Annotated in this window: 5 protein-coding genes; 1 reads left to right on the top strand and 4 read right to left on the bottom strand. The window is 66.5% G+C overall.

Annotated features, from left to right (window positions below; all coding sequences use genetic code 11):
- Positions 1–333 precede the first annotated feature (333 nt).
- Complete coding sequence (locus tag HZZ16_RS30945; RefSeq protein ID WP_197953764.1) at positions 334–3,648, top strand: PAS domain-containing sensor histidine kinase; 3,315 nt, start codon at positions 334–336, stop codon at positions 3,646–3,648.
- Between the two features lie 45 nt (positions 3,649–3,693).
- Here the strand turns inward: HZZ16_RS30945 and HZZ16_RS30940 are convergent, their stop codons facing one another.
- From HZZ16_RS30940 to HZZ16_RS30925, 4 genes are all read right to left on the bottom strand, one after another.
- Positions 3,694–5,667 (bottom strand): methyl-accepting chemotaxis protein, encoded by a 1,974-nt coding sequence (locus HZZ16_RS30940; RefSeq protein ID WP_197953763.1) that lies wholly within the window; start codon positions 5,665–5,667, stop codon positions 3,694–3,696.
- 205 nt (positions 5,668–5,872) lie between these two features.
- Positions 5,873–7,045: a thiolase family protein gene (locus HZZ16_RS30935; protein WP_197953752.1), complete on the bottom strand. Its 1,173-nt coding sequence runs from the start codon at positions 7,043–7,045 to the stop codon at positions 5,873–5,875.
- 238 nt (positions 7,046–7,283) lie between these two features.
- Positions 7,284–8,873 carry a phosphoglycerate dehydrogenase gene (gene serA, locus HZZ16_RS30930; RefSeq protein ID WP_197953751.1) on the bottom strand — a complete coding sequence of 530 codons (1,590 nt, stop codon included), beginning with the start codon at positions 8,871–8,873 and terminating at the stop codon, positions 7,284–7,286.
- Between the two features lie 153 nt (positions 8,874–9,026).
- Positions 9,027–10,199: a phosphoserine transaminase gene (locus HZZ16_RS30925; protein WP_197953750.1), complete on the bottom strand. Its 1,173-nt coding sequence runs from the start codon at positions 10,197–10,199 to the stop codon at positions 9,027–9,029.
- Positions 10,200–10,265: the final 66 nt, after the last annotated feature.

Here is a 10,265-nt window from a genome sequence, read left to right as displayed (position 1 = left end):
GGGTGGGGTGATCTCTCCACTCGGGGACCGCCTGCTTGGAAAGACTGTCACCCCACCTCGGCTCGCGCTTCGCGCGGACCGATCCTCCCCCTCCAGGGGGAGGATGGGCACCGGTCGTGCGGCACGGGCTTTGAACCGCCTGCGAGCGAATCCCTCTGGACACACCATTGCTGCGGCTTGCGGGGGTGGCGGGATTAAGGTTATCGCCGCTTGGGGGACGCTTGCGGGCTTTGGGCCGTGGACCTGGTCGCGGCTTCCGGGCGATACTAACCCTTTCTTAAGGCTGTCATTCCCGGCAGCCGCACACCTGATGCGTGAGTGACAGCCGGCCTGATGACGCGTTCGGATTTCCAGTTGCGAGGGGTGGGCGATCCGCGGCTGGCCGTGCATGCGACCTCTGCCCTGCCGGCCTGGCTGTGGTCGACCGACGGCGCGCGCGTGCTGTGGGCCAATCCGGTCGGCGCCAAACTGTTCGGCGCGGCGAGCAGCGCAGGCCTTGCGGACAAGGTGTTCGGCCCCGCAGACAGCCATCGCCGCCAGGTCGTCAGGCTTGCTCGGCAGCTGCCGGCGAACGGGGCGGTGCGGCTGCAGCGGCTGCGCGGCTTCGGCGCCCGGTTAGGGGCGCTGATGACCTGTGCTTGCGCGCGGCTCGACTTTTCCGATGGCGGCCATGCCGTACTCGTGATCGCAATGGAGCCGACGCTGCGCACCATGCCGCTGGTCGAGCGGCTGCATCGGCTGGTCGCCGGCGCCAAGGTGCCGATGGCGGCGTTTGCGCCGGACGGGCTGTTCGTCGGCGCGAGCGAGGCCGCGCGCTCCCTGCTGGGCTTTCGCGATCTGTTCGGGGCCGGCCTCGACCGGGCCCGCAGCGATGCGCTGGCAAAAGGCCGCGCCGCGATGCCGATCGGCATCGGCCAGATGGTGCTGCAGCGGGTCGGCAGCGGCGCCGATATCGGCCTGGTCGCGCTGATCGAACCGGCGGCCGCCACAGCGGCGCGCGAGGCCGCGCCGGAGGTCTCGCCGGTCGCGGCGCCGGAGGACGCAGAGCCTGCGCCGGACGAGGCGCCGTCTGCGATCGCGCTGTTCGACGCCTTCACCGAGCCGGCCGAGACACCTGTCGACACGAACGCGCCGATCATCCCCGAGGGGGCCAAAACTCCGGTTGAAAACCAGCCGCAAGCCATTGTGTCGCCGCAGCCCGCGCCGATCAATGCAGGCATGGTCGAGCCGACTTCAGACCAGAACTCTTGGGGCCAGTGCTCTTCGAACCAGCAAGAGCCGCCCGCACCGCGTCAGCATCCGCTGCGCTTCCTCTGGCAGATGGATGAAGAGGGCCGCTTTGTGCTCGGCTCCGACGAATTCATCCGCCTGATAGGCGCGCACACGGCTGCCGGCTTCGGCCGCCCCTGGCGCGAGATCGCCGAGGCGTTGGCGCTCGATCCCGAAGGGCGCGTGGCGAAGGCGCTCGAAAGCAAGGATACCTGGGCCGGCATCACAGTGAACTGGCCGGCCGACGGCGGCGAGCACATTCCGGTCGAGCTCGCGGGCCTGCCGGTCTACGACCGCAACCGTCAGTTCGCCGGCTTCCGCGGCTTTGGTGTCTGCCGCGATCTCGATGCCCTCAACCGGCTCGAGGCGCTCAGGCGCTTCGAGCTGCTCGTCGACGCGCCGGCGCAACAGGGCCACTCCACTGAGGCCGTCGCGCCCGATGCGGAAGCCGAGCCTGAAGCGGAGGCCGAAACAGAGGCCGACGGCGAAGCAGCGGCGGCGGCGCCGCCGATCGCGCCAATCGAGCCCGAGCCGCAAGCCGAACCCGACCTGCCAGAGCCCACAAGCGAGACGACTTCACACCCAACCGAACTGGACACGCCCGTGGAAACGCCTCCCAATGTCGTGCCGTTCCGCGCCGCCGGCGATACGCGGCCTCCGACGCTGACGCCGGTCGAGAACAGCGCGTTCAACGAGCTCGCGCGGCAATTGTCCGAGCGGCTCGAACGCGAGCGCGAGACTTTCGCGAGTGACGCGGCCGAGCCGGTGGCGGAGATCGCAGCCGAAGCGCCAGAGCCGGAGCCGCCGCAGGCCGCAGCCGAATGGCTGACCGAGCCCGCACCGCCGCCGCGCGGGATGAGCGCGCGCGACCGCACGCTGCTCGACCTGTTGCCGACGGGCATCCTGATCTATCGGCTCGACCGCCTGCTCTACGCTAATCCCGCCTTCCTCGCGCGCATGGGCTATGACAGCCTGAACGCGCTGGAGCATGCCGGCGGGCTGGACGCGCTCTATGTCGAGCCGGGCGTTTCGGCGGCCAGCAGCACCTCGCAAGGCGGCACGCCTGTCACGATCAGCGCGACGGCTCCGAACGGCGAAACGCCGCCGGCGACGACGGAAGCGCATCTGCACACGATCGAGTGGGACGGCGACAGCGCGCATGCGCTGATCTGCGCGCTGCCGCAAGCGGCGCCGATCGCCGCGGCGCCTGCCGTCGCGGAGACCGTGGCGGCCGCAGAGTCTGACGCTTCGGAAGCGGAGCCCGCGGCCGGCGAAGCCGAGGCCGAGGATCTCGCCGCCATCCTCGACACCACGGCCGAGGGCATCGTGATGTTCGATGCCGAAGGCAACATCCACGCCTGCAACCGCAGCGCGGAGGCGCTGTTCGGCTATGACGGCGAGGCGCTGCTGCAGCAGAATTTGCTGACGCTGTTCGCGCCCGAGAGCCAGCAGATCGTCGCCGATTATCTCGAAAGCCTGAAGAGCCAGGACATCTCCAGCCTGCTCGATCATGGCCGCGAGGTGCTGGGTCGCGAGAAGAAGGGCGGCGTCATCCCGCTCGCGATGATCATGGGCCGCACCCGGCCCGACGGGCCGAACTTCTTCGCCGTATTCCGCGATCTCTCGCATGCCAAGAGGGGCGAGAGCGAATTGACCCAGGCCCGCCGCCTCGTCGACGGTGCGGCGAATGCCAAGGCCGACATGCTGGTGCGGATCAGCCACGAGATCCGCACGCCACTCAACGCCATCATCGGCTTTGCCGAGGTGATGATCTCCGAGCGCTTCGGCGCGCTCGGCAACGAGCGCTATGGCGAATACATGAAGGACATCCGCGCTTCCGGCGAGCGCGTCATCGCTATCATCGACGACCTGCTGGAGCTGTCGCGGATCGAGACCGGCAAGCTCGATCTGAATTTTGCGAACTTGAACCTCAACGACCTGGTCGAAGCCTGCGTGACGGTGATGCAGCCGCAGGCCAACCGCGAGCGCATCATCATCCGCACCTCGCTCGCCCATGCGCTGCCGCAGGTGAGCGTCGATGCGCGCGCGATGCGGCAGATCACCATGAATCTGATCTCGAACTCGATCCGGCTCGCCAGCGCCGGCGGCCAGGTCATCGTCTCGACCGCCTTGACCGATCGCGGCGAGATCGCATTGCGCATCCGCGACACCGGCCATGGCCTTTCCGAGCGCGAGGTCGCCGCCGCGATGGAGCCGTTCCGCACCCCGCCGCCGGGAGACGCCGCCGACAGCTCGGCGCTGAGCCTGTCGCTGACCAAGGCCCTGGTCGAAGCCAACCGCGCCCGGTTCAACATCAAGAGCGCCGGCCACGGCACGCTGATCGAGGTGGTGCTTGCGCCCGCGCTGGCGGGGGCGTGAGGCTCCACTGTCATTGCGGGCGGTAGGAGCGGCGCGCCCCTTACGTCACGCCGCGCGGACCGTCTCCAGGAACCTGCTCACCTCGATCTTCAACCGGCTGCTGTCGTTCGACAGCGATTGTGCCGCGGACAGCACCTGCGAGGAGGCAGATCCTGTCTCGGTCGCGCCCTGGCGCACGCTGGAGATGTTGGCGCTGACCTGCGTGGTGCCGGCGGCGGCGCTTTGGACGTTGCGTGAGATCTCGCTGGTCGCAGCGCCCTGCTCTTCCACCGCGGCCGCGATGGTGGAGGAGATTTCAGAGAGACGCTCGATGGTGCCGCCGATAGTCTTGATCGCACCGACGGAATCTTGCGTCGCGACCTGGATGCTCGAGATCTGCTGACCGATGTCACCGGTCGCCTTCGCGGTCTGCTCGGCCAGCGCCTTCACTTCCGAAGCCACCACGGCAAAGCCGCGTCCGGCCTCGCCCGCGCGCGCCGCCTCGATGGTGGCGTTCAGGGCGAGCAGGTTGGTCTGGCCGGCGATGGCATTGATGAGCTCGACCACGTCGCCGATGCGGGCGGCCGCCTTGGACAATTCGCTGACGCGGTCGTTGGTCTGCCCGGCCTGGGTGACGGCCTCGCCCGCCATGCGCGCGGAGGCCTGCACCTGGCGGCTGATCTCGTTCACGGACGCGGTCAGCTCCTCGGCGGCGGACGCCACCGACTGCACGTTGGTCGCCGCTTCCTCGGACGCCGCCTCGACCAGCGTGGCGAGCTCGGTCGACCGGCTGGCGGTCGTGGTCAGCGACGTCGCCGACGCCTCGAGCTCGTTGGCCGCCGACGACACGGTCTCGACGATCTCGCCGATCGCGCCCTCGAAATCATCGGCCATCCTGATCATGTCGGCGCGGCGGCGCTCGGCGGCGAGCTTGTCCTGCCTGATCTTCTCTTCGGCCTCCTGCTGCGCCTTCCGCTCGGCATTGATCTTGAACGTCTCGACGGCTTGCGCGATCTCGCCGATCTCGTCGGGGCGGCCGAGCCCGGGAAGAACGATTGCGAAATTGCCGTTGGCAAGCTCGATCATCGCCGCGCGCATCGCAGTCAATGGCCTCGAGACCGAACGTCCGATGAAGATGCCGAGGCCGAGCACGCTCGTCGCAATCAGCGCGATCGCGACTGCAATCCAGAACTGGATGCTGGTACGCTCGGCGTCGTTGAGACGGTCGGCATCGGCACGGATGCGGTCGACCGATGTCGAGATCTGCTCGATCACGGGCTCGACCGAAGCGAAGGCCTCCGACATCGCCTTCGATTCGGCCGCCAGCTCCAGCGCGGTCTCCATCCAGGCGGAGAAGTCGCGCTGATAATCGGCGAGCTTCTGGCGCAGCTCGGCCTTGGCGCCGTCGGCGATCGCCGCCGCCTCGAGCGCAGCGGCAAATTCGGACGCGCGCTTCTTCATCTCCTCGCGATATCTGGCGTTCCGACGCAGCATGAAATCCTTCTCATGCCGGCGCATCATCAGCATGATCACCTTGAGCTCGGAATTCTGGAACTGGTCGACCTGGCTCTCGATACCATGGACCGATGCGCGCAGGCGGCCTTCGAGGCCGGACTTCTCGTCGAGGCCGAGCCGCTGTCGTTCCTCGACCACCGCGGCGAAGCGGGCCTGATAGGTCTTCAGCGACGCATTCATCGCGTCGATCTTCTGTGCCAGCTCGGGCTGGCCGAGCGCTGCGATCTTGCCGCGGAGCGTCTCGATGTCGAGCGCCACCTGCCGGCTGATCTCGACCTGGCGCTGCGCCCTCGCCGGATCGCTGCGCAGCAGAAAATCCTTTTCGGCGCGACGCGCCTCGAGCAGCTCGACCGCGATCCTGTTGTTCAGCTCAAACACGGTGCGCGCATCCTCGGCCGCGTCGCGATAGACGCCCATCCTCCGCTCGCCGTAGAGGTGGATGCCGCCGATCAGGACGACGCCGACGACGCCAATGACGCCGATCGCGGTGATCTTGTGAGTGAGTCGCAAGGAGAGAAGCCGCATCGTAGACCAAGCTGGTGGTGAGCGATGCGGTTGATGAAGCGATATTCGGTGAAAGCTTCCGTTAATTTGCGGATACGTATTAATACGTGCGATCCGAAATGCTCGCTGCTGTGCACGGTGACGTGCAGAGCAGAGTTCCAGAATGGAAACACGGCGCTTCAATCGCGCCGTGCTTCCTTGCCACGTCTGCAGAGAGACTCCAGCCTCAGTGATAGATCTCGAACAGGCCGGCGCCGCCCTGGCCGCCGCCGATGCACATCGTCACCACGCCCCACTTGGCCTTGCGGCGGGCGCCTTCCTGCAGCAAATGGCCGGTGAGACGGGCACCCGTCATGCCGAAGGGATGGCCGATCGCGATCGAGCCGCCGTTGACGTTGTACTTGGCGGGATCGATGCCGAGCTTGTCGCGGCAGTACAGGCACTGGCTGGCGAAGGCCTCGTTGAGCTCCCACAGATCGATGTCGTCGATCTTGAGGCCGGTGCGCTTGAGCAGCTTCGGGATCGCGAACACCGGGCCGATGCCCATCTCGTCCGGCTCGCAGCCGGCGGTGGCCCAGGCGACGAAGCGGCCGAGCGGCTTGAGGCCGCGCTTCTCGGCGTCCTTGGCTTCCATCAGCACCACCGCGGCGGCGCCGTCCGAGAGCTGGCTGGCATTGCCGGCGGTGACGAACTTGCCCGGGCCCTTCACCGGCTCGAGCTTGGCAAGACCTTCCATCGTGGTGTCGGGGCGATTGCATTCGTCGCGATCGACGGTGTAGTCGACGATCGACTCGGCCTTGGTCTGCTTGTCGACCACCTTCATCTTGGTCTTCATCGGGACGATCTCGTCCTTGAACTTGTTCGCCTGCTGGGCCGCGGCCATGCGGCGCTGCGATTCCAGCGAGAACTCGTCCTGATATTCACGGCTGAGCTTGTAGCGCTCGGCGACGATGTCGGCGGTGTCGATCATCGCCATGAAGATGTCGGGAGCGACCTTGAGCAGCTCCGGATCGACCGATTCCTTCGGCGTGCCGCCGCCGGGAATCGAGATGCTCTCGACGCCGCCGGCGACGATGCAATCGGCACCGTCGGAGCGGATCGAGTTCGCGGCCATCGCGATGGTCTGCAGGCCCGACGAGCAGAAGCGGTTCACCGACACGCCGGCGGTGGTCTTCGGCAGGCCCGCGAGCAGCGCGGCCTGGCGGCCGATGTTCGGCGCGCCATGGGCGCAATTGCCGAGATAGCAGTCCTCGACATAGTCCTTCTCGACTCCGGCGCGGTCCACCGCGTGATGGATGGCGTGGGCCGCGAGCGACATCGGCGGCGTGATGTTGAACCCGCCGCGGCCGGATTTCGCCAGGCCCGTGCGCGCATAGGAAACGATGACGGCTTCACGCATTGTTTTCTCCCTTGTCGAACGATTTGGAACGGAGCGTGGTTACGAGGCGTTCCTGGCGCCATTGGTACACAAAGTCACGTGGTCGCGGGGAAAATAAAACGCCGCCTCCCGGTGACGGAGGCGGCGTTGTTCCGCGGGTCGGAATATGATGCTCGTCATTCCGGGGCGGCTCGAAGAGCCGAACCCGGAATGACGAGATTCCGGGTTCTCGCTTCGCGAGCCCCGGAATGACGGCCTCTCAGAACGTCAGCGCCTTGGCCTGCTTGACCTGCGGCAGGGCCTGCACCTTGGCGAGCACATCGGCCGGCACCACACCGTCGACCTCGACCAACGCGATGGCATCGCTGCCGGGGGCGACGCGGCCGAGATGGAAGGTCGCGATGTTGATCTTGGCATCGCCCAAGAGGCTCGCGAACTGGCCGATGAAGCCCGGCTTGTCCTCGTTGGTGACGTAGATCATCGACTTGCCGAACTCGGCATCGACGCGGATGCCCTTGACGTCAACCAATCGCGGCTTGCCGTCATGGTACACGGTGCCGGAGACCGAGCGCTGCTGGTGTTCGGTCGCCACCGTGACGGTGATCAGGCTCTCATAGTCGCTCTGGGCGGCGCGGACGATCTCGTCGACCACCATGCCGCGCTCCTTGGCGACGACAGGCGCCGACACGACGTTGACCTCGCCGAGCATCGGCCGCAACAGGCCCGACAGCACGGCGGAGGTGATCGCCTTGATCTTCATCTCGGCGACGTGGCCCTCATAAGTGATCTCGACCTTGAGGATGCCGCTCTCGGTGAGCTGGCCGGCGAACGAGCCGAGCTTCTCGGCGAGCGCGATGAACGGCTTCAGCTTCGGCGCTTCTTCCGCCGTGATCGAGGGGAAGTTGACCGCATTCGAGATCGCGCCGGTGAGCAGGTAGTCCGACATCTGCTCGGCGACTTGGAGCGCGACGTTCTCCTGCGCTTCGGTGGTGGAGGCGCCGAGATGCGGTGTGCAGATCACGTTGGGATGGCCGAACAGCACGTTCTTGGTCGCGGGCTCCTCAACGAAGACGTCGAAGGCGGCGCCGGCGATGTGCTTGGAGTTGAGCGCATCGACCACCGCCTGCTCGTCGACGAGGCCGCCGCGGGCGCAATTGATCAGGCGCACGCCCTTCTTCATCTTGGCGATCGCGGCCGCGTCGATGATGTTCTTCGTCTTCTCGGTCAGCGGCGTGTGCAGCGTGATGAAGTCGGCGCGCTTGAGCAGGTCGTCGAGCTCGACCTTCTCGACGCCGATGTCCTTGGCGCGCTCCGGCGACAGGAACGGATCGAACGCGATCACCTTCATGCGCAGGCCGAGCGCGCGGTCGGCGACGATGGAGCCGATATTGCCGCAGCCGACGACGCCCAGCACCTTGCCGGTGATCTCGACACCCATGAAGCGGTTCTTCTCCCACTTGCCGGCCTGCGTCGAGGCGTCGGCCTGCGGGATCTCTCGGGCCAGCGCCAGCATCAGGGTGATGGCGTGCTCGGCCGTCGTGATCGAATTGCCGAACGGCGTGTTCATCACGATGATGCCCTTGGCGGTGGCTGCCGGGATCTCGACATTGTCGACGCCGATACCGGCGCGGCCGATCACCTTCAGCCTGGTCGCCTTCTCGATGATCTTGGCCGTCGCCTTGGTCGCCGAGCGGATCGCAAGGCCGTCGTAATTGCCGATGATCTCGGCCAGCTTGTCCTTGTCCTTGCCGAGATTGGGCTGGAAGTCGACCTCGATGCCGCGGTCCTTGAAGATCTGCACGGCTGCGGGCGAGAGCGCGTCGGAAATGAGAACTTTGGGTTTGGTCATGGGGATGATCCGTGGTGCGAGCTGCATTTACGGAGCGTCACCCGCGGGCAAAAGCGCGAAGCGCGTCTTCGCGCTAGAGACCCGCGGATCCATCTTCTTGAGCGATGGATGGCCGGGTCGAGCCCGGCCATGACGAGAATGAGTTGAAGTGAACTACGCCGCCTTGGCGAGCGTGGCCTTGGTCTCGGCGAAGGCCCAGTCGATCCACTGCGTCAGCAGCTCGACGTCCTTTGCTTCCACCGTGGCGCCGCACCAGATGCGCAGGCCCGCCGGCGCATCGCGGTAATAGGCGAAGTCGTAGCCCGCGCCTTCCTTCTCGACCAGGGCCACCAGCTTCTTGCTGAACTCCGCTTGCGCGTCCTCGGACAGCGAGGTGATCGCGGGATCGGTGAACTTCAGGCACACCGAGGTGTTGGAGCGGATCGAGGCATCCTTCGCCAGGAAGTCGATCCAGGGCGTCTTCGCCTTCCAGTCGGCCAGCACCTTGGTGTTGGCGTCGGCGCGCGCGATCAGCGCCTTGAGACCGCCGATCGACTTGGCCCAGTTCAGCGCATCGAGATAATCCTCGACGCAGAGCATCGACGGCGTGTTGATGGTCTCGCCGACGAAGATGCCTTCGTTGAGCTTGCCGCCCTTGGTCATGCGGAAGATCTTCGGCAGCGGCCAGGCCGGCTTGTAGGTCTCGAGCCGCTCCACCGCGCGGGGCGACAGGATCAGCATGCCATGCGCGGCCTCGCCGCCGAGCGCCTTCTGCCAGGAGAAGGTGACGACGTCGAGCTTGGCCCAGTCGAGCGCCTGCGCAAACGCTGCCGAGGTCGCGTCGCAGATGGTCAGGCCTTCGCGGGCAGAGCTGATCCAGTCGGCGTTCGGCACGCGCACGCCCGACGTGGTGCCGTTCCAGGTGAAGACGATGTCGGTCTTGGGATCGACCTTCGACAGATCGGGGATCTCACCGTAAGCCGCATTGAGCTTGGTGACGTCCTTGAGCTTCAATTCCTTGACGATGTCGCTGACCCAGCCCTCGCCGAAGGATTCCCAGGCGAGCGTGGTGACGGGCCGTGCGCCGAGCAGCGACCACAGCGCCATCTCGACCGCGCCGGTATCGGAGGCCGGCACGATGCCGATGCGGTAATCGGCGGGGACCTCGAGCACTTCGCGCGTCAGGTCGATCGCGAGCTTGAGCTTAGTCTTGCCGATCTTCGCGCGATGCGAACGGCCGAGAGCTGCGTCCTTGAGATTTTGGGCGTTCCAGCCGGGGCGCTTGGCGCAGGGGCCGGAGGAGAAATGCGGCACGTTCGGCCGCGAAGCGGGCTTCGCTACAGTCATGATCTACCCTTCCAGATAGTAAGCCTCCCGTTGGGGGGAGGTGTCCCGCCGCGGCTGATACGGGAA

This window comes from Bradyrhizobium glycinis (assembly GCF_016031655.1).
GTDB lineage: Bacteria > Pseudomonadota > Alphaproteobacteria > Rhizobiales > Xanthobacteraceae > Bradyrhizobium > Bradyrhizobium glycinis.
This window is presented reverse-complemented; position numbering and strand designations above follow the sequence as displayed.

Coding starts and splice junctions, on each gene's coding strand:
- HZZ16_RS30945 (WP_197953764.1), top strand. CDS start 334: ATGACGCGTTCGGATTTCCAGTTGCGAGGGGTGGGCGATCCGCGGCTG.
- HZZ16_RS30940 (WP_197953763.1), bottom strand. CDS start 5,667: ATGCGGCTTCTCTCCTTGCGACTCACTCACAAGATCACCGCGATCGGC.
- HZZ16_RS30935 (WP_197953752.1), bottom strand. CDS start 7,045: ATGCGTGAAGCCGTCATCGTTTCCTATGCGCGCACGGGCCTGGCGAAA.
- serA (WP_197953751.1), bottom strand. CDS start 8,873: ATGACCAAACCCAAAGTTCTCATTTCCGACGCGCTCTCGCCCGCAGCC.
- HZZ16_RS30925 (WP_197953750.1), bottom strand. CDS start 10,199: ATGACTGTAGCGAAGCCCGCTTCGCGGCCGAACGTGCCGCATTTCTCC.